General features: G+C 62.3%; 20 protein-coding genes. 15 read left to right on the top strand and 5 right to left on the bottom strand.

All coding sequences use genetic code 11. The features are described from left to right. Window positions 1-381 precede the first annotated feature (381 nt). The gene (locus GY40_RS01190; protein ID WP_038358009.1) at window positions 382-1,659 is read right to left on the bottom strand and encodes a DUF763 domain-containing protein; all 1,278 of its coding nucleotides are present in this window, start codon (window positions 1,657-1,659) and stop codon (window positions 382-384) included. A gap of 231 nt (window positions 1,660-1,890) precedes the next feature. Here GY40_RS01190 and GY40_RS01195 point away from each other — a divergent pair, with 231 nt between their 5' ends. Beyond that, window positions 1,891-2,076: a hypothetical protein gene (locus GY40_RS01195; protein WP_038358011.1), complete on the top strand. Its 186-nt coding sequence runs from the start codon at window positions 1,891-1,893 to the stop codon at window positions 2,074-2,076. Between the two features lie 390 nt (window positions 2,077-2,466). On the opposite strand, the gene GY40_RS01200 is transcribed toward GY40_RS01195, so the two are convergent. Both GY40_RS01200 and GY40_RS01205 read right to left on the bottom strand, forming a co-directional pair. After that, window positions 2,467-3,726 (bottom strand): phospholipase D-like domain-containing protein, encoded by a 1,260-nt coding sequence (locus GY40_RS01200; RefSeq protein WP_112764258.1) that lies wholly within the window; start codon window positions 3,724-3,726, stop codon window positions 2,467-2,469. Between the two features lie 137 nt (window positions 3,727-3,863). Further along, window positions 3,864-4,781: a LysR family transcriptional regulator gene (locus GY40_RS01205; RefSeq protein ID WP_038358013.1), complete on the bottom strand. Its 918-nt coding sequence runs from the start codon at window positions 4,779-4,781 to the stop codon at window positions 3,864-3,866. Window positions 4,782-4,940: 159 nt separating this feature from the next. On the opposite strand from GY40_RS01205, the gene GY40_RS01210 reads away from it, so the two are divergent. The 10 genes from GY40_RS01210 (at window position 4,941) to GY40_RS01255 (ending at window position 15,172) form a co-directional block, all read left to right on the top strand. Then, entirely contained in the window at window positions 4,941-5,270 is a 330-nt protein-coding gene (locus tag GY40_RS01210; protein WP_038358015.1) for a nuclear transport factor 2 family protein, read from the top strand. Further along, on the top strand, window positions 5,267-6,046 hold the full coding sequence (locus tag GY40_RS01215; protein WP_038358017.1) for an SDR family oxidoreductase: 780 nt from the start codon (window positions 5,267-5,269) through the stop codon (window positions 6,044-6,046). The genes GY40_RS01210 and GY40_RS01215 overlap by 4 nt, the downstream gene beginning before the upstream one ends. A gap of 271 nt (window positions 6,047-6,317) precedes the next feature. After that, window positions 6,318-7,325, top strand: a complete 1,008-nt coding sequence (locus tag GY40_RS01220) for a LacI family DNA-binding transcriptional regulator (protein ID WP_113254999.1) — start codon at window positions 6,318-6,320, stop codon at window positions 7,323-7,325. Between the two features lie 62 nt (window positions 7,326-7,387). Continuing rightward, window positions 7,388-8,632: an ABC transporter substrate-binding protein gene (locus tag GY40_RS01225; RefSeq protein WP_081925049.1), complete on the top strand. Its 1,245-nt coding sequence runs from the start codon at window positions 7,388-7,390 to the stop codon at window positions 8,630-8,632. Between the two features lie 282 nt (window positions 8,633-8,914). Then, on the top strand, window positions 8,915-9,769 hold the full coding sequence (locus GY40_RS01230) for a carbohydrate ABC transporter permease (protein ID WP_248311065.1): 855 nt from the start codon (window positions 8,915-8,917) through the stop codon (window positions 9,767-9,769). Beyond that, window positions 9,769-10,632 carry a carbohydrate ABC transporter permease gene (locus GY40_RS01235; RefSeq protein WP_038358024.1) on the top strand — a complete coding sequence of 288 codons (864 nt, stop codon included), beginning with the start codon at window positions 9,769-9,771 and terminating at the stop codon, window positions 10,630-10,632. The genes GY40_RS01230 and GY40_RS01235 overlap by 1 nt, the downstream gene beginning before the upstream one ends. Before the next feature lie 31 nt (window positions 10,633-10,663). Next, window positions 10,664-12,604 carry a glycoside hydrolase family 127 protein gene (locus GY40_RS01240; protein WP_038358026.1) on the top strand — a complete coding sequence of 647 codons (1,941 nt, stop codon included), beginning with the start codon at window positions 10,664-10,666 and terminating at the stop codon, window positions 12,602-12,604. Continuing rightward, window positions 12,601-13,716, top strand: a complete 1,116-nt coding sequence (ugpC, locus tag GY40_RS01245; protein WP_051987407.1) for an ABC transporter ATP-binding protein — start codon at window positions 12,601-12,603, stop codon at window positions 13,714-13,716. The genes GY40_RS01240 and ugpC overlap by 4 nt, the downstream gene beginning before the upstream one ends. An 832-nt stretch (window positions 13,717-14,548) precedes the next feature. Continuing rightward, window positions 14,549-14,848, top strand: coding sequence for a con-10 family general stress protein (locus GY40_RS01250; protein ID WP_038358028.1), 300 nt, complete (start codon window positions 14,549-14,551; stop codon window positions 14,846-14,848). 105 nt (window positions 14,849-14,953) lie between these two features. Further along, entirely contained in the window at window positions 14,954-15,172 is a 219-nt protein-coding gene (locus GY40_RS01255; protein WP_156115835.1) for a hypothetical protein, read from the top strand. A 308-nt stretch (window positions 15,173-15,480) separates the two neighbouring features. Here the strand turns inward: GY40_RS01255 and GY40_RS01260 are convergent, their stop codons facing one another. Both GY40_RS01260 and GY40_RS01265 read right to left on the bottom strand, forming a co-directional pair. Next, entirely contained in the window at window positions 15,481-16,173 is a 693-nt protein-coding gene (locus tag GY40_RS01260) for an RES family NAD+ phosphorylase (RefSeq protein WP_038358031.1), read from the bottom strand. Continuing rightward, window positions 16,174-16,617, bottom strand: a complete 444-nt coding sequence (locus GY40_RS01265; RefSeq protein ID WP_051987408.1) for an antitoxin Xre-like helix-turn-helix domain-containing protein — start codon at window positions 16,615-16,617, stop codon at window positions 16,174-16,176. It lies immediately after the preceding gene. Between the two features lie 295 nt (window positions 16,618-16,912). On the opposite strand from GY40_RS01265, the gene GY40_RS01270 reads away from it, so the two are divergent. The 4 genes from GY40_RS01270 to GY40_RS01285 all read left to right on the top strand — a co-directional run bounded on the left by GY40_RS01270 (window position 16,913) and on the right by GY40_RS01285 (window position 21,557). After that, a complete protein-coding gene (locus GY40_RS01270; RefSeq protein WP_038358032.1) occupies window positions 16,913-17,248 on the top strand; it encodes an ArsR/SmtB family transcription factor in 336 nt (111 codons plus the stop codon). Between the two features lie 164 nt (window positions 17,249-17,412). Beyond that, the gene (gene arsH / locus GY40_RS01275; RefSeq protein ID WP_038358033.1) at window positions 17,413-18,108 is read left to right on the top strand and encodes an arsenical resistance protein ArsH; all 696 of its coding nucleotides are present in this window, start codon (window positions 17,413-17,415) and stop codon (window positions 18,106-18,108) included. A gap of 363 nt (window positions 18,109-18,471) precedes the next feature. Next, entirely contained in the window at window positions 18,472-20,052 is a 1,581-nt protein-coding gene (locus GY40_RS01280; RefSeq protein ID WP_038358034.1) for an ABC transporter substrate-binding protein, read from the top strand. Next, a complete protein-coding gene (locus GY40_RS01285; protein WP_248311066.1) occupies window positions 20,049-21,557 on the top strand; it encodes a M81 family metallopeptidase in 1,509 nt (502 codons plus the stop codon). The genes GY40_RS01280 and GY40_RS01285 overlap by 4 nt, the downstream gene beginning before the upstream one ends. Window positions 21,558-21,691: the final 134 nt, after the last annotated feature.

A 21,691-nucleotide genomic window follows, 5' to 3' on the forward strand; every position in this document is an offset into this window, starting at 1 on the left:
CAGACCCGAGCAATCCAAACGTATCGCAAGGCCTGCGCGCCAACAGCCATGATGAAACCATCTCGTCAAACGGCCAGTGACGGCTGCGCGATCCTGCAAAAGTAGACGATGCGCTGTTTCGCCCCGAGTTTCGGCGGGCCTTGCGGGTGATCGTCGCGCAAGGCTGGACGGACGCGCTGCGCAACATGCGCCCCCGAGGAGCGCATCTACACGTTCTGGGATTGTTCAGGAACGCATGCAGGCGCGATGGCGGCCTGCGCCTCGACCAAGCTGATGGCGGCCGAGGTTGACCGCCCTGTCCGCGGCTGGAACGAGGCTAGCGCCCATGCACCCACCTGCATACGCCTCGCGGCAACCATGCCGAAGTAGAAGGCCCGCACTCTATCGGCGTCGCGATCTCGTTTCGGCGTCTATCCCGCCTGCCACGGACCGCTCCCAGCCAAAAACGCTTCGCCCGCTATAAGCAGGCGAACGGCTTCGTTCTTCGGCGACATATTCGCCGAGCGTCGGGCCTGTCGCGCTCCGCTCCAACCGGCGGCTCTCGCTGTCCAGCCGCGCGATCGCGGCAAGACGGTCATCCTGACCGAGCTTCGCTAGATTGACGGCCGAGCGCAGGACGGCGATCGTCTGATCATAGACTTTGATCGGCACAGCGAAAGGCTGCCGGTCCTTGCCGCCATGGGCAAGCGAAAAACGCGCCGGATCGCTGAATCGGCAGGGCGCACCGTGTAGCACTTCGGCGACCATCGCCAAGGAACGTACCGTGCGGGCGCCGATCCCGGGCACGAGCAGGAGCTCGGAAAAATCGGCCGGGCCGCGGTCGGCCGCAGCGGCCAAAGCGCCATGGAGGCGCCGCACCATCACGTCTTGGGGCCTGACATCGTGATGCGCCGGCATCACGAGATGCGGGAGGGTCAATTGCGGAGCGCTATAATCAGTGCTGGGGCGAGCCGGCTGCAACGCCGCCAATTCCCGAACGATCCCGTCGGGCCCGTGCTCGCGCAGCAGCGCGATCTGGGCCTCGCGCGCGTGATCTGCGCATGCATCGGTGAGGTTGATGATATTGCCTGCACTTCGCCCTTCGATCGCAGCGTGGGGCGCCTCGACAAAGCTGCCGAGCTCCTCGGAATGCCAGTGATAGCGCCGCGCCAGGCCGTTATCCCCGTTCATGCCCTGCTGCACGACCGTCCAGTGGCCATCATCGGTTACGAAGAAGCCGTGCAGATAAAGGTCGAAGCCATCCTGCACTGCCGCGCTGTCGACCTTGGCGACGAGCCGGCTTGCCTGCGCCAGGGCCGTTCCGTCGAAGCCGATCTTGGCGCCGATCTGTTCGAGCTCCGCAGGTGTGCGGCGGGATTGGTTGCCCCGTCCGCCGCAGACATGAAGCCCCAGCTCGCCGGCAAGAGGCGTCAGGCCGCGTTTCAACGCCCCGATGACGCTGGTCGTGATTCCGGAAGAATGCCAGTCCATACCCATGATCGCGCCGAAGGATTGGAACCAGAAAGGGTGTGCTAGGCGCCGTAGCAGCTCGTCCCTGCCATAGTGCTGGATGATCGCTTCGCAAATGACGCTGCCCAACCTAGCCATGCGTTCGCCGAGCCAGAGCGGAACCCGTCCGTAATGCAAAGGGAGATCGGCGCTGCCTGATCGACGTGTCATGAGACCCGGGAACGAAAAAGGAACAAGCGTTATAATCTCGCCCGAGATCTTGTGCCAGCCCAGGCGTCCATCGACCGACCAAACATCTCAAGTCGGGATTTGAAGCAGCATTGCAAGGCGACCTCCGGCTCTCGTGCAAATCTCCGTTGCCGACGGAACAGCAGAGCCTCTGGAGCGTCCTGATTCTGGGATCCTAGAGGTCTGACAGCATTCCAACCGGAGACGTCGAGCATGGCCAATGGCAATCGTGATGGACTCAACGACCAGATCGCTCTCCTGCGCCGGCAAGTCTCGGATCTGACCGAGTTGGCGGCAGCCGCCTCAGGCTCGGCTCAGGAAGAAAATTTGCAGGAGCAGATCAACGCGAAACAGGAACGCTTGAACGAACTTCTGAAGGAGCGTGGCGACGCGACCTAGACGTCAAACCAGTTGGGCGCCACGATCGATATCGTGTGGCGCGATCCGCAGTTTCATCCAGACCGGCGCACCTAGACTGTCGTGCCGGGTCGAGCGGTGTGTATCGGTGTGGCCCGTTTTCCAGGACTGAGACACCGCCGCACGATCCTGCGCTATGGCATTCTTCGAGCCGGTCCTGGCCATCATTTGAGAGCCGTCTTGTTGTCGGCGGGTTCGCGACTCGCGACGCATCGGAGTCCTCTAACCCGTCGTACTCGCGATGGCGGGCCACTCCCGGATCAGGTTCGGCGGCTCGACTTGGTTTGGGCCGACACGCGATCTCCAGCCGCTCGCTCGGCGCGCCCGGGCCGATGCAGCATCGGGGACAGCGGTTAGCTGAAGCTCCTTCCGCTATATTTGCGAGCGCGTTAGAGTTGCAAGCCAGTCAGAGAACTTTTCATTCGCAGTTCGACGTTGCCAGTCGGCCAGGGTGTAGGGTCTGGAGGCTGCGAGATCCTTGTTGAAGATTTCGACCTGGGATGCGGCGACCCCTCTGTCAAAGAAATTGATGTTGGCTTCGTCGTTGAGGCGAAGCGCGCGATCATCGATGTTCGTCGATCCGATCGACGTCCAGATATCGTCCACGATCACGAGCTTGCAGTGATAGAAGGTCGGTTGATATTCGCTGATTTTAACTCCCGCTTCCAAAAGCTCTCCCCAAAAGTGCCGTGACGCCTTCCTGACGATCCGAGCGTCGGTCTGATTGCCCGGAATCAGGATTTCGACCTGCACTCCGCGGTGGCGAGCTTCCAGAAGCTGGGCCCTCGTCATCTCGTCGGGCACGAAATAAGGGGTGGCTATACGTATACTGCGCTCTGCAGATGCCAGCGCCGTCATCAACATTAGGTGCATCACGTTGCGCTGATGTGGTGAACTTACGACAATCTGCGCTGCGTTTCCGCCCTGTTGTGGAATCTCCGGAAAGTAGCGCCCTCCCAACAGCAACTCGCCTGTGGCTTCGATCCAATGTTCGGCAAACGCCGCCTGCAACTCGGCCGCAGCGGGCCCTTCGATCCGATAGTGATTGTCTCGCCACTCGCTTGGCGAGCGAGCATCCCCGTTCCATTCGTCCCCGATTCCGACCCCTCCGGTGAAACCAAGCCGGCCATCCGTGATCAGAAGTTTGCGATGAGTGCGGTTGTTGAGACGATCGAGCGAGTACCAACTGACGGGCCGGAAGCGGACGACTTGCACGCCTGCTTCATGCATCCGCGTGATGAGCGCCTGATCCATGGGAATGCTTCCGACCCAATCGAGGAGGACCTTCACGCTCAACCCCTCGCGAGCCTTGGCCGACAGAGCATCGGCAAACTCATTTGCAATGTTGCCGCGCCAATAAATGTACGTTTCAAAGCTGATCGTTTCCCGCGCCTCGCGGATGGCCCGCAGCATCGACGGAAAAATCTGATTGCCGTTGACGAGCGTGTCCACGGAATTTCCGGGAATATAGTTCGATCCGAAAAGTGCTCCCATGGAGGTCTTGAGCTGGCGATCCTCTGAAGCGAAGCTGTGTGGCAGCGGCTGACGCAGTTCCTGCGGGGCGGGCAACAGGTTCCCGATAAGAACGCTCCCCGCCACGCCAAGTGCGGCAGATGCGATGCCAATGACCATCTGACGGAGTCGGGAGTTCATTTGACCCGCGAGTTAGAAGAATTGCCGCTGGAACGAGCGCAGGCTCGCGCTCACGTGGACGCAACGCGCGAATTCGGCCGCAAGTTTCATCGCTAGCGGCCCTGCCGGCCCGACACTCACCGACCGTCTGCCATTCCCAAGCCTGAGGTGAAGTCGCGCGCAAGAGCGATAAATTCTCTGAACGCAGCAGAAGGGTTCTTTCGGCCAGGGTAATAGAGACAAAGTGGCGCCACGGGCTTCATCCAGTCCTCTAAGACCTGGACAAGACGACCGTCTTGGATGTCTCCGCGGACATCCGACTCCATAAAAAAGCCCAGGCCGATGCCGGTGAGGACAGTAATCCGCGAAAGGCTAGCCTCGTCTAGTGTGATGGGCCCCTTGACGTCGATTTGAACAGGCTGGTCGTCCTTCTCAAAATGCCATCGATAGATCTCGCCGTCGGGCAACCTGATACGGATACAGGCATGGTTGAGCAGGTCGACGGGCACGCGGGGTTTGCCGTGTTTCTCAATGTATGTCGGCGAGGCGACCACGACATGTGACCTGGACGGCCCGATCGGGATGGCGATCATGTCGCTTGGGACAAAATCCGCGCTTCTCACACCAAGATCGAAGCCGCCTGCGACCACATCGACCAAGCGCCCCTCAGTGACCAGGTCGATATGGACCTGCGGGTAGCGTCGCAGATACTCCAGAATGACAGGTGCGAGGATCTCGCGCGCGGCGGTGGGAAAGGCGTTTATCCGGATCGTACCCGAAGGGGTTTCCTGCTGCGACTTGGCGCTATCCATGGCGCTGTGAATGTCGACAAGGGCAGGACCGACCTGCTCGACGAAATTCCGCCCTGCATCTGTGAGCGAAACGCTGCGGGTTGTTCGGTTGAACAGCCTAACCCCGAGCTGCCGCTCGAACTTCGCAATGATGTTGCTCAGCGCAGTGGTGGAAACCTGCAGTTCGACCGCTGCCGCGCGGAACGACTTCCGGCGCGCGATGGCCATGACGGCGTCCAGCTCAATGACGGTGCGGCCGATCATTATCCCGATTTTCGTGATGCTTCATCCCAATTTATCCCGATTATCAATCTCCGTGTCCAGCGCTAAATTGCTGTCAGTAGAAGTTATCAAAGGCACAGCGTCCGGGATAGATCAAACCAAGATCATTATAATATGAATTCACCTAGCAGGAGATTACAAATGTCGATTGAACTTCCGCTCGCAATCTCTCGATATTTTGAAGCCGACAGAGACCGAGATACTAAATTAGTAATGCTGTGCTTTTCACCCGACGCAACTGTTCACGACGAAGGCCGTGTCTACAGCGGCCCGGATGAAATCCGTCAGTGGAAAAATGAATCATCGAAGAAATACAGCTACACGGCCACGCCATTTTTGATTGTGCAGGAGCGTGGCCGCACTGTTGTCACCAGTCATGTCGCGGGCGACTTCCCAGGCAGTCCAGTCGATCTGCGTTACTTTTTCCGGTTGGAGAACGACAAGATCGTCGAGCTGGAGATCACCCTATGAGCCCATTCATCAGCCTCAAGGGCAAGCGGGCGCTCGTGACGTCCGGTACACGTGGCGCAGGCGCCACGACGGTCAAGCTCTTTCGAGAGCTGGGAGCCCAGGTCCTGACCAGCGCCCGGTCGAAGCCAGAGGACCTGCCGGCCGAGATGTTCGTGTCGGCCGACCTTACAACGCCGGAAGGCTGTGTAGAGCTGGCAAATACCGTCCGCGAGCGTTTGGGCGGAGTCGACATCATCGTGCACATGCTGGGCGGTTCCTCAGCCCCGGCCGGAGGATATGAGGCCCTTACCGACAAGGAATGGCAGAAAGAGCTCAACCTCAACCTCATGCCGGCAATTCGTCTCGATCGCGAGTTGGTTCCGGCGATGACGGCGCAAGGCAGCGGTGTCGTCATCCATGTCACATCCATTCAGCGAGTCATGCCGCTGCCGGAAGCGACCATCGGTTATGCCGCAGCGAAGGCCGCGCTCTCTTCCTACAGCAAGAGCCTTTCGAAGCTGGTTTCGCCAAAAGGGGTGCGGGTGGTCCGTGTCTCGCCCGGCTGGATCGCCACGGAGGCGTCCCTGGCTCTGGCGGAGCGCCTCGCCGCACATCACAGCGTCGACGTTGAGGCTGGCAAGAAGATGATCATGGATTCGCTCGGTGGAATACCGATCGGTCGTCCGGCCGAACCCGACGAAGTCGCAAGCTTGATCGCCTTTCTCGCGTCAGAGCGAGCAGGAAGCATCACCGGCAGCGAATATGTGATCGACGGCGGGACGGTGCCGACAGTTTAAGCGGCCTCAGCCGTCGCGTTAGCTCTTGGAGGCAGGACCCATCCCTGGCTCTGCTGCTCCTAAGGCTGCGGTATGCCTGTAGATCGCGTCGCGAAGTTGCCTGATGAGAGAGCCTCCCAAGGTCGCCGACCGTCTGCCCGGATGCCTCGACCGACTGTCGTTCAGGCAAAGCGTAGAGCCAAATGTGAAAGACAGCCTGAGAAATCGGTTTCTCAACGCGTAAATTTCTGTTATATCCTCTGAGAAACCGATTTCTCAGATCGGAAGACAGGTGACGAACACGGGGCCCAGCGAGCGGGTAACGATTTACGACGTGGCGCACGCCGCGCGCGTCAGCACCGCCACGGCTTCAAAAGCTCTCAACGACACGGGGCGCGTCTCGCTCGAAACGCGCGATCGCATCAAGCGTGTTGCACGGGAGCTTGGCTTTCGGCCGAACGCGTTGGCCCGCAGCCTGACACGCAAGCGCAGCTTCAGCGTTGGCTTGCTGACCAACGATACCTATGGCCGCTTCACGCTGCCGTTGATGGCCGGGATCTCGGAAGGGCTGATTGACCACGGTGTTTCGGTGTTTCTCTGCGCTATCGGGGATAATCCGGACCTGGCGAGGATTCATGTCAATGCGATGCTCGACAAGCAGGTCGACGGCATCATCGCGACCGGCAAGCGCATCGACAAACCGTTGCCAGTGGACCTCACTCGTCTTTCGGTGCCGGTCGTCTATGCCCTGACCGCCGGCCCGAGCAATGCTGTCACCTTGGTGTCGGATGACCGCCAAGGTGCGACGGCAGCCGTGAACCATCTTTTGGCGCAAGGGCGCCGACGTATCGCTCACGTTACCGGCCCATCGGATTTTCAGGTGGTGCACGAACGGGCCTCGGCCTTCGCACAGGCGCTTGACGAAGTCGGCGCGACGACCCATGCGAGGGTCCTTTTCGGCTCCTGGTCGGAGCATTGGGGTCACCAGGCCATCGAGGCTCTTTGGTCCGGCGCCGATAAGCCGGACGGCATTTTCTGCGGCAACGACCAGATTGCGCGGGGCGTGGTGGACGCGCTGCGCGAACGCGGCGTGAGTGTGCCCGATGACGTGTCCGTGGTCGGCTTCGACAACTGGGAGATCGTCGCCAAGGAAACGCGCCCGCCGCTGACGACAGTCGACATGAATCTGAAGGAACTCGGCCGGCAGGCCGGGCTGGCGCTTTTGCGCCTGGTCAATGGCGAGGCGGTCGAAACGGGAGTCTGGAAGCTGCCTTGCAGCCTGATCGTACGCTCGTCTTAGCGAGAGCATGAGCAACCAAAAACGGCCGCCAAAAACCAAGGCCGCAATCGGAGGAGATGCAGATGAAGGGATTCAAGGCAGCCTTGCTCGGCCTCGTTGCCATACAGGCATCGGCCGGCGCAGCCCTGGCGCAGCAGAAGCTGACGATGTGGTCGCGCTCCAGCAGCGAAGCCTTCATGCCGTCATTGGTGAAGGCGTTCAACGCCGCGCACAAGACACAGATCGAACTGCAGATCGTGCCGAATACCGAGATGGTCCAGAAATACGCGATTTCTGCCGCTGGCGGCTCGGCACCCGACCTGCTCTCTCTCGATCTGGTCTATACGCCGGCGTTCGCCGCGTCAGGGCAGCTCGAGGATCTGACCGACCTGATCAAGGGCTTCCCTTTCTTGGACCAGCTCTCCAAGGCCCATCTCGGCGCCGGGACGTATGAAGGACGCATCTATGGCGTCCCGATGTCGGCCGACGCCTCGGTGATGCTCTGGAACAAGCGGCTGTTCAAACAGGCCGGGCTCGACCCCGAAAAGGGACCGACCAACTGGGCCGAGATCGAGGACTATGCCGGCAAGGTCAACGCTATCGGAGGCGACGTCCGCGGCTTCTATTTCTCCGGTGCGTGCGGCGGCTGCAACGCCTTTACCTTCATGCCGCTGGTCTGGGCCTCGGGCGGCGAGATCCTGACTGACGGCGCCAAGAAGGCGACGCTGAATACGCCGCAGATGCGTGATGCGGTGGGGCTCTATCGCAGCCTCGTCGCGAAGGGCTATGTGCCGGAGAGTGCCAAGACCGATACCGGCGCAAACTTCTTCGGCGGCTTCGCGACCGATCGGATCGGGATGTCGCCGATCGGCGCCTTCGCGATCGGCAATCTCGTCAAGAACTACCCCAAGGTCGAGTTCGGCGTGACCTTCCTTCCCGGCAAGACCGGCGGCAAGTCCTCCTTCGCCGGCGGCGACAATTTCGTCGTCACGGCTGGGCGCAAGAACCTGCCGGCGGTCAAGGAATTCCTGACCTTCGTCTACTCGCTGGAAGGCCAGACCCTGCTCGCCAAACTTGGTAGCCTGCCGACGCGGGCCGATGTCGCAGCCGAGGCGGTGAAGGATCTCGACGAGCGCTATCTGACCGCGACGGAAGCCATGAAGATCGGCAGAACGCCGTCTTCCCCGGTCTACAACGACATCGTCAACAGCAGCACAGGCCCGTGGAAGCAGATGCTGAACGAGGTCTTCTTCGGCAACGACGTCGAAGGCTCGCTGATTAAGGCCGAGAAGACGATGCAGTCGATCATCGACCAGTCCGGGAAGTGAGCGCGCGATAGCTCGCTGTCCTCCTCGCTCCGGGCGCTACGCAGCAGCGAGCCGGAGCCCAGAACCGATGCGCCCGATCGGAAGGCTACGGATGACGCTCGACTTCAATTCCGATGATAACCGCTCGGGGTTCCGGGCCGGCCCTGCGGGTCGTCCTGGCATGACGCAGCGCCTGCCGGGGCCCGCCCACCAGACCTCGCCGGATCATTCGAGATGACCCAGCCTGTTCCTACCCTGCAGCGATCCGCCACGCGACGTGGTGCCCGCCTCCGCCGTCGGCAGATGGCAGGGCTGCTGTTCGTGGCCCCCGCAGTGCTGCTCGTAATCGTGTTCTTTCTCGTCCCGCTCGGGATGGCCTTCTGGATGTCGCTGCACAACTGGCCGCTGCTCGGCCGACCGCGTTTCATCGGCCTCGCCAACTACGTCAACTTGATGGGCGACCAGCGTTTCTGGAACGCGATGCGTTTCACCGGCTACTACACGGTGGTCGTCACCATCGCGATCTTCGCCGTCGCCTTCCCGCTCGCGCTCTTCGCCGAGAAGGCGCGGCCCATGATCAAGGTCTATCGCACGGCGATCTTCCTGCCCGTTGTGGTCGGGTTCGGTTCGGCGAGCCTGCTCTGGGCCTGGCTGATGAACGTCGATGTCGGGCTGTTCTCGCCTCTTGCGCTTAAGCTCGGGCTGACGGACAGGCCCGTGAACCTCCTGGCCTCCTTCGACAGCACCTTCTGGTCGATCATCGTCATGGTCGTCTGGAAGACGGCCGGCTTCAACATGATCATCCTGCTGACCGGCCTGCAGGGTATTTCCGCGGAAGTGCAGGAGGCCGCGCGCATGGACGGAGCCTCGTCCTGGCAGCGCTTCCGCCGCATCACCCTGCCGCTGATGCGGCGGACCATCGCGCTGGCCTTGATCCTCTCGGTGGCGGGCTCGGTGCTGGCCTTCGACCAGTTCTACATCATCGCCGATGGCGGGCCGCAGAACAGCACGGTCACGGCCGTCTACTGGATTTTCAGCCAGTCCTTCGTCTCCTTCCGCCTGGGCTACGGCGCGGCGATGTCGATGGTGCTGCTGGTGATCCTGGTCACGATCAGCGTCGTGCAATTGCGCCTGCTGCGCACGCCGGAGGCAGCGTGATGTCAAATCGCAAGGCAGCCACCGCACGCCGCCGCCTCTTCGCCGTGACGCGCTACCACGCGATCGGGCTCTTCATCTCGCTGCTCTTCATCGCACCGATCGCCTGGAGCGCGCTGGTCTCGTTCAAGCCCTCCTCGGAAGCCGCGCGTCCGCCGCTTCCGCCCTGGCCGGTCGAAGGCTTCAGCACGCAAAGCTACGAGAACCTGGCGAAATACGGCGTCGGCATCTGGACCTATGCCGGCAACAGCCTGACCGTTGCCGCGGCGACCGTTGTCGTCACGGTCATCATCAGCCTGCTCGCGGGCTACGGCTTTTCGCGCTTCAACTTCCCGCTGAAGAACCTCCTGTTCGTGCTGATCATCTCGACGGTGATGATCCCGTTTCAGTCGATCCTGACGCCGCTCTTCCTGATCCTGACCAAGCTCGGCCTGCAAAACACGCTGCCCGGCATCGTCCTGATCTATGTGACGCTGCATCTGCCCTTCTCGATTTTCATGATGCGCAACGCCTTCGACGCCGTGCCGAAGGAGATCGAGGACGCCGCCCGCGTCGATGGCGCCTCGGTCCTGCTGATGCTGCGCCGGGTGATGCTCCCGTTAGTGCTGCCGGGCGTGGCGACGGTCGCGATCTTCGCCTTCCTCGCCTCGTGGAACGAGTTCCTGGCGGCGCTGATCCTGCTGACCGATCAGAAGAAATACACCCTGCCGGTGATGATGGCGGCGGTCCGTTCCGGGCAGTTCGGTAGCATTGACTGGGGCGCGGTGCAGTCCGGCGTGATGCTGATGATGGCGCCCTGCCTCGCCCTCTTCCTGCTGCTGCAGGGCTATTATATCCGCGGGCTCACCGCGGGCGCCGTCAAGTGAACGCCACGACATCAACAGAAGCGGTGACGCCATGACTTCTCACGACCAGCCCAAGGCCAGCGGCTTCAGGCCCCCTGCCGTTCCCGATGTCGACGTGCACGGCTTCTGGGGAGCACGCATCGATGCGGTCGTCGATCGCACGGCGATGATCCTCTACGACCGCTGCGTCGCCGCCGGCATGTTCGACCAGATCGACCCGACGCGGCCGGTGCCGGAGGTGAAGATGCCCTGGCACCTTCGCTCGGACGGCACGCCTGACACGGTCAACGTCCAGATGTTCTGGGACTCCGATGTCGCCAAGGTGATCGAGACCGCAGCCTATGCGCTCTATCGCAAGCCCAATGCCGATCTCGAGGCGAAGATGGATGCAATCATCGAGATGTTCGCGGGCCTCCAGCAGCCCGACGGCTACATGAACTCCTGGTTCGTCCGGATGCAGCCGGGCCAGCGCTGGACGAATCTGCGCGATTGTCACGAACTCTATTGCGCCGGCCATCTGATGGAGGCGGCGGTGGCCTATTTCCATGCCACCGGCAAGCGCAGGCTGCTAGACGTGATGTGCCGCTATGCCGATCATATCGACGCGACCTTCGGGGCCACCCCCGATAAGAGGCCCGGCTATTGCGGACATGAGGAGATCGAGCTTGCGCTGGTCCGGCTCGGCCGCGCCACCGGCGAGCAGCGCTATCTCGACTTGGCCCGCTATTTCGTCGAGCAGCGTGGCCAGCAGCCGCACTATTTCGATGCCGAGGCAGCGGCACGCGGCGTAGATCCGGCGCAATGGCGCCACAAGACCTATCTTTACAACCAGTCACATCTGCCGGTGCGCGAGCAGGGCAAGGTCGTCGGCCATGCGGTCCGGGCTATGTATCTCTATTCGGGTATGGCCGATGTCGCGACCGAGTTCGGTGACGATAGCCTGACGGATGCACTCAACCGGCTCTGGGAGGATCTGACGTCGAAGCAGATGTATGTCACGGGCGGCATCGGCCCGGCGGCCAGCAACGAAGGCTTTACCGACTATTACGACCTGCCCAACGAGAGCGCCTATGCCGAGACTTGCGCGGCGGTGGCGCTGGTGATGTGGGCGAGCCGTATGCTCGGACGCGGACCCGACCGGCGCTATGCCGACATCATGGAACAGGCGCTCTATAACGGCGCCCTTTCGGGTCTCTCCATCGACGGCTCGCGCTTCTTCTACGATAATCCGCTGGAGAGCCGCGGCGGCCACCACCGCTGGACCTGGCATCGCTGCCCCTGCTGCCCGCCCAACATCGCCCGCACGGTTACGGCCATAGGCAGTTACATGTATGGCGTTTCGGCGGACGGCATCGCCGTACATCTCTACGGTGCCAGCACGGCGCGCCTCAGCGTCGGCGCGACGCGCGTGATACTCACGCAGGTCACGAACTATCCGGCTGACGGAAAAGTGGCGGTCACCATCGGGCTGGAGCGGCCCGCGCAGTTTACCTTGTTCCTGAGAGTGCCCAGTTGGTGTGACCAGGCCGCCGTCACGCTGAACGGCGAGGCCCTCGCGATAACGGGAACGGATGACGGCTATGTGCATCTGTCGCGCGAATGGAAGGATGGCGATCGGCTCGCGCTCGACCTGCCGATGCCGGTGCGCGCGCTCTATGCCCACCCGGCGGTCAAGGCCGATCTGGGCCGGGTCGCAATCGCGCGCGGCCCGCTGATCTATTGCGCCGAGGAGGTCGACAATGTCGCCGACCTCAACGCTCTCGTCGTGCCGGCAGACCTTTCGGCTGCAAAGACGGTTCCGGTTCCCGATCTCGGCGGGGCGATGGCCATCGATCTGCAGGTGTTGCGCGAGCAGTGGCCGCGACGGGAAGGACGGCTCTACGATGCGCATCCGCCGGATTATGCCGCCACGACGGCGCGCCTCGTGCCCTATCACCTCTGGGACAATCGCGATCCCGGGGAGATGCTGGTCTGGATCAGGAGCGGCCGGTGAGCGCGCAACACAGCCAGGCACCAGACAAGGCCACCATCGAGCTCAAGGGCGTTCGCAAGAGCTTCGGCTCGGTCGACGTCATTCATGACCTCGACTTAAAGATCGCAGGCGGCGAGTTTATCGTTTTCGTCGGCCCGTCCGGCTGCGGCAAGTCGACCCTGCTGCGCATGATCGCAGGGCTTGAAGAGGTCACGGACGGCGACATCCTAATCGCAGGCCGCGACGTCACCGATCTCGACCCGGCCAAGCGCGGCATCGCCATGGTCTTCCAATCCTATGCGCTCTACCCGCATATGAGCGTCCGCGAGAACCTTGCCTTTGGACTTGAGATCGCCCGAACGTCGGCCGCGGAAATCAAGCGGCAAGTCGAGGCGGCGGCCGAGATCCTCAAGATCGGGCCATTGCTGGACCGCCGGCCGGGCCAGCTCTCGGGTGGTCAAAGGCAGCGCGTCGCGATCGGGCGCGCGATCGTGCGAAAGCCGCTGGTCTTCCTGTTCGACGAGCCGCTGAGCAATCTCGACGCCGAGCTGCGCGTCAGCATGCGCGTCGAGATTGCGCGGCTGCATCGCGAGCTCGGCAATACGATGATCTATGTCACACACGATCAGACCGAAGCGATGACGCTCGCCGATCGCATCGTGGTGCTCCGTGACGGCAGGATCGAGCAAGTCGGTTCGCCGCGGGAAGTTTACGAGAACCCTGCCAACCTCTTCGTCGCCGGCTTCATCGGATCGCCGCGCATGAACATTATTGACGGAATCTGCCTGGCGGCGAACCGCCTCAGCATTGCGGGAACGGAGATCGAACTTGATCGACCCCTGCCTGCCGCTCCGCAGGAAGCGATCAAGCTCGGCATCCGCCCCGAGCACTGGCTGATTACGGACAAGCAAGCTGACGCGCTGCCGGCACAGGTCGAGTTCGCGGAATATCTCGGCAGCACGCAATACGTACATTGCAGGCTTGCTAACGGCGAGCTTGTGACGATCGAGCAGCGCGGCGGGACGGATGCCAAGCCTGGCGAACGTCTATGGTTGAACTGCCACCAGGCTGCCCTGAAGATTTTTTCGATGTCCGGAGAGGCAAGGAGACGTGTTCCAGCACCAATTGAATGAGCTGCCATATTACCGGGCATGTGCCGGATAACGTCCGAATTCTCGGTTCGCCAAGGGCATGCCTAAGAAGTCCGCTCTCTGTCTGAGCCACAATCCGCAGCCTCCGGTACCCGCCGCTCTAAGAACAGTCGGCTTGGGGCGGTTCCCGTAAACGAAGAGTTGGACGGCGAAGGCCCGCTTTCGGGCAATGAGCCAGTGTCTGCTTCTAGCGGATACCGTTAAAAAGTCGGTCTGGCGAGTGCCGACGGCCGGTTTCAGGTTTGACGGGTCGAAGCCCGAGCCCTCAGGCGGCCCTGTTCGTCGGTCCGCTGTTCGTGGCGGTCGAGCCATCGAAGGCCAGTGCCCCGCATTCATGTTCCCGATGTCGTATGTCTTGTAGCCCCATGATGATGTCTCGAAGTTTCTGGGCGCCGGCCCCGATATGAATACGGGATAGATCGGCGTCTGGACCGTACTCGCTTTCATACTGCCCCGTAGCGGTAATCCCGACAGCGGCTCCAACCGATCGCCTGCCCCCTCGTACGGGACGCTGCACGAGTGTTTCCTTCCTGAACTTTACGATTCTTTGGCGTCAGCGCACCAATCCTTGTGTCCTGGGAACGAAAGAACGGCCGGCTGGTTGGCGCCGCTTTGAATTGCGGCACACGCAATCCACCTATGAAGCTTGGCAATAAGTCAGAGCATAAAAAACAAGCGATATCAAATGGTTAATTGTCTTTTTTCGCGCAGCGTCAGGGGTCTTCTTTGCCAAGGAACAGTCGGCCATCGGCATCGTTGGTCGGGAAGTGGATGCGACGCATCCGCTACCACCAGAAACCAATGGAGTGAGCAAATGGCTAATCAGTCAGAACGTGGCTTCGCGTCCATGGATGACGACAAGCAGCGGGATATCGCCTCTAAGGGTGGCCAGAGTGTGCCGGCCGAAAAGCGCAGCTTCTCTCAGGATCACGAACTGGCCTCCGAGGCCGGCCGCAAGGGCGGCGAGCATAGCGGAGGAGGCAATCGCCAGCAGCAGGCTCGCGATGACGACCGAAACCAGCAGGGCAGTGGTGGTCAGCGCGGGGGCTCAGGGAACTTCGCCAACGACCGCGAGCGCGCCTCTGAAGCCGGGCGGAAGGGCGGCCAGCATTAACTCAGCTGCACATGCTGATCTGCTTTGGCGAGGTCGGGCTTGGCCCCAAGCACTAAAGCCAATTCAGTTCAGCAGGTGAAACCAACTTGGCCCCGTCAGCTCCCGATGGCGGGGTCATTTTTGTGTCTGGTTGCGTTTGATCGCTTTTTCATCGTCACCAGCGGTCCGGCCTGGCACGATCGCTCCCGGCATGACTTCGCCAATGTCGGCCTGGGACGACTTCTCCGGCAAGGAACGGTCGTCGATTATTTCGTCGCCTATGCGCAGAAGATCGCGGCGCGGATCAGATGGCACCGCGGCGAGATAGGTCTGCGGGGCTCTTAGTGATCAGCGCCCCATCGGGTCGGCCGCGAAGGCGAGGCGATGATTGCGGAAATGGCGCTCGTCGCGGGATGCGGAATGGAGCGATGGACGTCAGGGGATGGCCCGGATGTTGTGGTCGGCGCCATCGGATATGGGATCATCAGCGCGCCGGCGCGAAGGCGGCGAAACCACAGGCTTGAGAAACGGGTGCGCTCGAAACAACTCAGCAGTCCCGATGCCGGGAAAACTGGCATCCTGATATTGGTGACCGATCAAGCCTGATGAAAAGCTGCCAGCGATCGCCGTATGCTGGAAAGGCGGGCACCCGCCTACAAGGGGCCCTCGATGGCTGGTGTGGGCGTCCCCCTCCAAGTCATGCGGTATACGGCTCCCTGCCTCACTGACTGCACAGCTGCCGGCCGGAGGGCAACGAGGCATGTGCCGCCAGTGTGCCGCACTGAAGGATAGATAATCCCGTTGAGGCCCGCCGCGCGAGCGCTGTCGGCGAGCGCGTTTCCGATCGGATAGGCCTTGGCCTTTTCGGGGTTGAGTGAGGGATGGTCAGGCACCTGCCGAAGATCGAGGAACTCGCCGGCAAGGCTACAAAACATCTCCGCATAATCGACGGTGGCATTGTAGTCACCCGCGTCAGCGAGCGCATTCGTCAGGTGATACCCGACTTCCCGGAGGCATGTGGTCACGTCGAGGGCTGCATACCAAGCGCCGCGCTCGGCTCCATTGAAACGGTTGGGCTCCTGCGGCTTGGCATAGGCGAAGGATGCGTTGATGAAGTGAGCGTGGGGAACGTCATAGACAAGCTCGTTGGCGGCCAATCCAGAAATGCCGCGATCCTGTGCGGTCAGTCGGGAACTCGTCGCTCCTTCGATCTCCGCGAGAGCTTGGAGTTCGTCCTCATTGTCGACCAGTGGGATGAGTACCGCTGCTCGCAAACGAGCCGTTGTCACCAGTCGGATGGTCTTGGAGAACGCCTCGGTAACGATCGGCACGTCGTCGATCGACAATCACAAGCCTCCGCGAACCGCATCGACATATCGGCGCACTTCCAGCATCTGCGGAATTCCGCCTTTCAGCATCGACTCGATTGGACTCAATCGACCAAAAAGAGGTCCTTTGTTTTCGAGCTTGGGCCAGAGATCGGCCATGTCGTCGGCAAACAGGAGGTGAAGCCCCTTATAGATGCCGACCATCGCAGAAATGCGCGTGAGTTGGTCCTGGCTGAGGGACTTGTCCTTTCCCTCCTGCTTCAGACGTTCCCAAGTGCTCGTCGATACGTCGAGCAGCGCTGCCGCCTGCTGACCCGTGAGCCCCCAGTGCTCGACGAGACGCTTGTAGGCCTTGAGCGCTACCTTCGAGAGCCTGGTACGATCGGACGCAACAGAGAAGTCCTGTCGCTCCGGCAGGGCGGGAATGGGGATCGCAGCTGCTAGCATGGCTTTCTCCATCATTTAATGGTATTTCTATACATCAAATGATGGAGACTTGTCGAGATTGCAAGTGAGATCCCGCGGCCGGTGCCACGCGGGCTTTCTCCGCCGAGGTGCTACGTCCTTGATTTCACGTTTCTCATATGGCGACTATCTCGCTATGACAGCGGGGAGCGGGCCAAGCTATCCGCAACCGTGCAGTAGCGCCCTGACATTGGCATCGCCAACAAGCGGACCCTTTCGGACTGAGCTGCCGATAATCATTCAGACAAACACTTCGCTTGCCACCCATCAATATATCCGGCATCTTGGATATATGGATAACTCTCAAGCCATATCTGCTATGGCCGCCCTGGCGCAGCCGACCCGGCTGGACACGTTCAAGCTGCTGGTCAACCGCGAACCCGAAGGAGTACCCGCGGGCGAACTCGCACGGCTGATCGACGTCCCCCAGAATACGATGTCAGCACATCTTGCCATCCTGGCGCGAGCGGGCCTGATCGTGGGAAAGCGGCAAAGCCGCTCGATCATTTACCGCGCCGACCTGGAAGGCTTCCGGGGCGTGATCGCCTTCCTGCTGAAGGATTGCTGCGGCGGCCGCGCGGATCTCTGCCAGCCGCTCATCGACGAACTTGTTCCCCCCTGCCCCTGAAAGCGCGGATCCTGGACGTCACCATCTATCACAACCCGCCTGCGGTACGTCTCGCAAGGCGCTCGCGATGCTCCAGAGGACGGCGGCTTCATGCTCGAGCGGTGGGGTTGCCCTGAGGGGCGGCCCTAGTCCGCGACCACCTTGAGAGGGAAGGCCCCCACCGCATGACCGATCTTCCGAACGTCGACCTCGATAGCCTCGCCGCGCCCGATCTCGCCCGGCTGGAGCCGGCGGAAAGGGCGTCGCATCCCCCTCGCATCCTACTGCTCTACGGGTCGCTTCGGACGCGCTCCTACAGCCGCCTGCAAATCTTGGAGGCCGAGCGCATCCTCCGCCGCCTCGGCGCCGAGACACGAGTGTTCGATCCCGCCGGCCTGCCGATGCCGGACAGCGTGCCGGCGGACCATCCCAAGGTGAAGGAGCTGCGCGAGCTGGCGTTATGGTCGGAAGGCCAGGTCTGGTGCAGCCCTGAGCGGCACGGCACGATATCGGGCGTATTCAAGAGCCAAATCGACTGGATACCGCTGGAGCTCGGCTCCGTCCGTCCGACGCAGGGGCGAACGCTGGCAGTGATGCAGGTCTCGGGCGGCTCGCAGTCGTTCAATGCGGTCAACGCGCTGCGCGTCCTTGGGCGCTGGATGCGGATGCTGACCATCCCCAACCAATCCTCGGTCGCCAAGGCTTATCAGGAGTTCGAGGAGACGGGCCGGATGAAGCCGTCCGCCTACTACGATCGAGTCGTCGACGTGATGGAGGAGCTCGTCCGCTTCACGCTGCTGACCCGCGACCGTTCGGATTACCTGACGACCCGCTACAGCGAGCGGAAGCATGTCGCCGAGGCGTCAGTAGCCTCTTTATAGCGACCGGAGCCAGGACGCCGAGAACGCAACAGCTGCGCCAGTTCCAGACATTGGGCCATCGCCGCGAAGCGGACGCTCCGGATCAGTTCGGCCGTGTCAGATGAGGACCCATCTCGGCCCACGCGATTGATCCGTACCGAACATGCGACGATGCTCGTACCTACGCGTTCCATTACATTCTACAATGCCGTTCATTCCGGGTCTCGCGTGGGCGGCTTCGCGTCGGTGAAGGTGCCCTCCTACGCCCAAAGCGGGACCAGATCGCTTGCATCGGTCGTTTGCGCCATCCTAGGATCGCGGCATTGGAATTGCAGCGGCGCTGCCTGTGCAGCTTTTCGATCGCCTCGAACGAGGAATCACGGCATGAAGCGTCGGACGTTTCTGGGTGTTGCTGCCGGCGCCGCGGTCTCCGCGATGGCCAGGCCGGCACTCGCGCAGCGCGCCAGAGTGCTGAAATTCATTCCGGAATCCGATGTCGCGATCGTCGACCCGGTCTGGACGACGGCGACGGTCACGCGCAATCACGGCTATCTCGTTTTCGACACGCTCTACGGCCAGAACGCCAATTACGATTTCGAGCCCCAGATGGTCGCCGGCCATGCCGTTGAGGACGACGGCAAGACCTGGCGATTGACGCTGCGGGAAGGCCTGCGCTTCCATGACGGCGAACCGGTCCGGGCGCAGGATGTGGTGCCGAGCGTGCGCCGCTTCGCCGCCCGCGATGCTTTCGGCCGCGCCCTGATGGACGCGACGGACGAACTCTCGGTCCAATCCGACCGCGTCGTGAAGTTCCGGCTGAAACGCCCCTTCCCGCTGCTGCCGGCGGCGCTCGGCAAGACCGGCACCTCGATGCCCTGCATCATGCCCGAGCGCTTCGCCGTCACCGACCCGAACAAGCAGGTCACGGAGATGATCGGCAGTGGGCCGTTCCGCTTCAAGGCCAACGAACGCATCCCGGGCGCACTGACCGTCTATGAACGGTTTGCCGACTATGTTCCGCGTGCGGATGGCTCGGCCACCTTCACCGCGGGCCCGAAGCAGGTTCATTTCGACCGCATCGAATGGCGCATCATTCCCGACCCGCAGACGGCGGCCAATGCGCTCTCCAATGGCGAGGTCGACTGGTGGCAGAACCCGACGCCGGATCTGCAAGGCACCCTCAAAGGCCGCTCAGGCCTCAAGCTGGAGGGGCTGGACCCGGCCGGCGGCATCGGCTGCCTGCGCTTCAATGCGTTGCATCCGCCCTTCGACAATCCGGCGATCCGGCGGGCGCTGCTCGGCGCCATCGACCAGGCCGAGTGCATGACGGCGGTCGCCGGCGACGAGCGCTCGCTCTGGAAGGATCATGTCGGCGTTTTCAGCCCGGACACGCCGATGGCGACGACGGCGGGGACGGAGATCCTTGTCGGCAAGCGCGATTTCGCCGCCGTCAAGCGCGCACTGGAAGCGGCCGGCTACAAGGGCGAGCGCGTCGTGCTGCTCGACCCGACCGACTATCCCTCGACCCATGCGCTCGCCGCGGTGGCGGCCGATGCCCTGCAGAAATCCGGCGTGAATGTCGAGCTGGTCTCGACCGACTGGGGCACGGTCGTCCAGCGCCGTGCCAGCCGCCAACCGGTCGACAAGGGTGGCTGGAGTATCTTCTTCACCTATCTGAACGGCACCAATAATTTCGACCCGGCGAGCCAGCTCGGCATCCGCGGCAATGGCGACCAGGCCTGGTTCGGCTGGCCGAAATCACCGCGCCTCGAAGAACTCAGGCTCGACTGGTTCGCCTCCAAGGATCTCGCGACCCAGAAGGCGATCTGCGCCGAGATTCAGAAGCAGTTCTTCATCGACGTGCCCTATATCCCGCTCGGCGCCTACTATGAGAAGACGGCCTATCGCGGGATCGCGGGCATGCGGATCGGTTTCGCTCAATTCTACGACGTCAGGCCGCTGTGACTCAGTCCAAGATCCGGATCGCCGTTCTCCAGTTCGCGCATGAGACGGTGACGTTCCTCCCCAACGACACGATGCTGGAGGATTTCATCTATCCAGGCTCCCCGGCCTCCGGCGAAGCGCTGCTCGCCACCGACCCCAAGGGCTACATGGGCGGCTTCGTGCAGGTCGCCCGTGAGTTTGCGGATGTCGAGCTCGTCGGCATCACCTCGCCGCTCTGGCCCCGCACCGGAACCGGCTCGGGCTGGGTGACCGAGGACGCCTATGAGCATTTCATGGGCATCATGATCGCGGAGCTGAAGGCGCAGCCGCAGTTCGACGGCGTCTATCTCGCGCTCCATGGCGCGCTCGCGGTGCGCGGCGTGCCACGGCCGGAGGCCGACATCGCCCGGCGTGTCCGCGAGGTCGTCGGCAACAAGGCCTTTATCACCGCGACTTTCGATCCGCATGGCAACGAGGACGAAGCCTTCCTCGAACAGGCCGACATGGCGTTCTGCGTGAAGTATTTCCCGCATTACGACATGCATCTGCAGGGCGAGCGCGCGGCGCGCATGCTGGTCCGGGCGATCCGCGGCAGCTTCAAGCCGGTGCATCGCGCCCTGCGCATCCCGATCATCGCGCCGACCGTGGTGATGTGGACTGGCGCCTCCCCCTGGTCCGACCTGATCCAGCGCGCGCTGATCTGGGAGGCGCGCGAGCCCGACGTCTTCGTCAACGTCTTCTTCGGCTTTCCCTGGTCCGACGTTCCCGATGCCGGCATGTCGCTCCAGGTGCTGACCAACGACGATCCCGATCTCGCCGAGCGCATCATCCGCGACATGGCGGAATGGACCTGGCGCCGCCGCCACGCGCTGCTGGACACCGTCAGGATCTACAAGGCGAAAGAGGCGGTCGCGCTCGCCCGCGCGGCGGTTGCCGAAGACAAGGGCCCCGTCCTGCTCGCCGATTACAGCGACCGCTCCGGCTATGCGACATGGCTTCTCCAGGAGATCGTCGCACAGAAGCTCGAACGCACGCTGATCGCGACGATCGCCTCCCCCGGGACGATCCGATCGGTGATCGGGTCCGGCGCGAAGCCGGGCGATGCGTTCGATGCGGAGATCGGCGGCCTCTTCGATGAATCGGCCGGGGCACCGGTCCGCATCTCCGGCACGCTGCGCTCGGTCGGGCCGGCGACGACCACGCGCGGCCATGGCAGGGAGTGGGTCTGTGTCGAATTCGGCAAGGGCAACCTGCTGGTGCTCAGCCCCTATCTCGTCCAGATCATCGAGCCTTCGGAGCTTTGGCAGCTCGGGCTCGCGCCGAATGAGTTCGACGTGATCGCGATCAAGTCGCGCGTCCATTTCCGTCGCGGCTTCGACGATAGCGGTTTCACGCCGACCATCATCCTCGTCGAGCCGCCCGAGCCCTTCGTGGGCACCGTTCATCTCGATGCTCTGCCCTACGAGAATCTCACGCTGAAGGACTATTATCCCTATGGCAGCCCGAGCTTCTCACCGGAAGGCTGAGGAAAAGGTGGCGGAGAGGCCCCAGTTGCTAACATTCGCACTCCGCTCGCAAGCAGTTCGAAAAAATGATCGGATTAGCCTAGCCGACGAGCCACGGAAAGGGCAGCAGGCCAGGAGGCGCGGCCGTCGATCGA

It is taken from the genome of Allobosea sp. UNC402CLCol (assembly GCF_000745475.1).
Classification (GTDB): domain Bacteria; phylum Pseudomonadota; class Alphaproteobacteria; order Rhizobiales; family Beijerinckiaceae; genus Allobosea; species Allobosea spartocytisi.

What these genes read in the sequence shown, in the direction of transcription:
- GY40_RS01190 (WP_038358009.1), bottom strand. Translation starts at nt 1,659, where the DNA reads ATGACACGTCGATCAGGCAGCGCCGATCTCCCTTTGCATTACGGACGG.
- GY40_RS01195 (WP_038358011.1), top strand. Translation starts at nt 1,891, where the DNA reads ATGGCCAATGGCAATCGTGATGGACTCAACGACCAGATCGCTCTCCTG.
- GY40_RS01200 (WP_112764258.1), bottom strand. Translation starts at nt 3,726, where the DNA reads ATGGTCATTGGCATCGCATCTGCCGCACTTGGCGTGGCGGGGAGCGTT.
- GY40_RS01205 (WP_038358013.1), bottom strand. Translation starts at nt 4,781, where the DNA reads ATGATCGGCCGCACCGTCATTGAGCTGGACGCCGTCATGGCCATCGCG.
- GY40_RS01210 (WP_038358015.1), top strand. Translation starts at nt 4,941, where the DNA reads ATGTCGATTGAACTTCCGCTCGCAATCTCTCGATATTTTGAAGCCGAC.
- GY40_RS01215 (WP_038358017.1), top strand. Translation starts at nt 5,267, where the DNA reads ATGAGCCCATTCATCAGCCTCAAGGGCAAGCGGGCGCTCGTGACGTCC.
- GY40_RS01225 (WP_081925049.1), top strand. Translation starts at nt 7,388, where the DNA reads ATGAAGGGATTCAAGGCAGCCTTGCTCGGCCTCGTTGCCATACAGGCA.
- GY40_RS01230 (WP_248311065.1), top strand. Translation starts at nt 8,915, where the DNA reads ATGGCAGGGCTGCTGTTCGTGGCCCCCGCAGTGCTGCTCGTAATCGTG.
- GY40_RS01235 (WP_038358024.1), top strand. Translation starts at nt 9,769, where the DNA reads ATGTCAAATCGCAAGGCAGCCACCGCACGCCGCCGCCTCTTCGCCGTG.
- GY40_RS01240 (WP_038358026.1), top strand. Translation starts at nt 10,664, where the DNA reads ATGACTTCTCACGACCAGCCCAAGGCCAGCGGCTTCAGGCCCCCTGCC.
- GY40_RS01250 (WP_038358028.1), top strand. Translation starts at nt 14,549, where the DNA reads ATGGCTAATCAGTCAGAACGTGGCTTCGCGTCCATGGATGACGACAAG.
- GY40_RS01255 (WP_156115835.1), top strand. Translation starts at nt 14,954, where the DNA reads ATGGCGGGGTCATTTTTGTGTCTGGTTGCGTTTGATCGCTTTTTCATC.
- GY40_RS01265 (WP_051987408.1), bottom strand. Translation starts at nt 16,617, where the DNA reads ATGATGGAGAAAGCCATGCTAGCAGCTGCGATCCCCATTCCCGCCCTG.
- GY40_RS01270 (WP_038358032.1), top strand. Translation starts at nt 16,913, where the DNA reads ATGGATAACTCTCAAGCCATATCTGCTATGGCCGCCCTGGCGCAGCCG.
- arsH (WP_038358033.1), top strand. Translation starts at nt 17,413, where the DNA reads ATGACCGATCTTCCGAACGTCGACCTCGATAGCCTCGCCGCGCCCGAT.
- GY40_RS01280 (WP_038358034.1), top strand. Translation starts at nt 18,472, where the DNA reads ATGAAGCGTCGGACGTTTCTGGGTGTTGCTGCCGGCGCCGCGGTCTCC.